Origin of the sequence: Brucella sp. HL-2 (genome assembly GCF_025846885.2) — a bacterium.
Taxonomy (GTDB): domain Bacteria; phylum Pseudomonadota; class Alphaproteobacteria; order Rhizobiales; family Rhizobiaceae; genus Brucella; species Brucella quorumnocens.
Genome location: NZ_JAOYTK010000067.1, coordinates 1 through 1352 on the forward strand (window position 1 = coordinate 1; position 1352 = coordinate 1352).

Genomic DNA, 1352 nt, shown 5'->3' on the forward strand with positions numbered 1-1352 from the left:
AGCCCATCGGAAACATTCCTCCAGCCGAGGCCGAGCAACGCTACTACGCCATGCTGGACGAACCAGCCATGGCCGCATAACTTAAACCAAACGGTCTCCGGCAAACCCGGTGCGGTTCACTTCGCTTTGTTGGCGATACTACTCTGGATTGTCTATCTTGCTTTTCAAACACCATATTAAAAACCCCGCATGATGTCGGGGTTGTATACAATGTTAAATTTTCTAACTTTGCTCAGAGGTAGTCGGGTCGCAACATCCAATGCGGCCTCACATACATAATGCCTGAACTGCCAGTGGCTTGTCGTAGCACATGTCACACATCTCTGAAAAAATGAAACACGCCGCCATACCAAGTTCAAGATTAGGTCCTACAGCACTCTTCGCAGATGCAAACTGTGTTGACGAACCGCAAAGTGCGCCAACAATAGATGCCAAGACAAACAGTTTACGCATTTTAGTGTCCTTCATTTTTACAAATGGGGAATTATGCTCTGCCAATCAGGCATTCGTTTCAATCCCAACATCTGGCGATCAACCCGGATGGCCCTTGGTAGGGTCTTGAGATCAGAACAGGCCGGACGCTACCCCCGGCTAGACGATTGCCATAAAATTATCAGCTCTTACGTGAGGGCGGGCTTCGCCTCATTGCGTCTTATCAATGCCCATTGACGCGCTTCTGCTTTCAGCGCCTACGCCTGTCCACCTCACCCTCCGATAAGACATGCCTAGAATAGAAAAAGCGGCCCGAAGGCCGCCTTTTTACACCGCTCTAACAAATGTCGTCATACGTCGTTGGATCGGGTCTCGGTCTTCCACCTTCTTCAGAAAGCCCTCCGCAAAGAGCGCCTTGGTTATGACCCCGGCACGTTTCTTGTCGGATTCTTCATCAGCGTCCAATTGCAGCGCGTAGGCCACTGCTAACCGCCGTCACCACGCACATCGACGCCTGAGGCTGCCGAGCGTTTCGGTGTGAGCGCAGCCAGCGTTAGCCGTTGGCGTAGGCTGCAAATCCAGCAGGGAAATGTTCGACCCGGTCCACTCGGCGGCGACCGTAATTCCCACAAGACAGAAGCTCATGGCGATTTGATCATGACCTGGCTCGGCGAGCACCGGGATGGCACTCTTTTCGAACTTCGCGATGATTTGGCTGCCCAGGGCATAGCAATTAGCAAGTCGGCGTTGCATCGCTTTCTTGTCCGGCACGAGCAAACGCGCAAAAAAAGACTGGCCATGCGGTAGAGCAAAGCCGCCCGGACGTTCTGGAAATGAGGCAATGTTGGTTCGAGGAGCAACTCGATCTCGATCCAGAGCGGCTCGTATTCATCGACGAGACTTGGACTGCGACCAATATG

The 1352-nt window shown here is 52.7% G+C and carries 1 pseudogene; it reads left to right on the top strand.

The window, feature by feature from the left end:
• Window positions 1-948: 948 nt before the first annotated feature.
• Window positions 949-1352 (top strand): annotated as a pseudogene (locus OIV19_RS23550) (transposase); the annotation flags it as partial.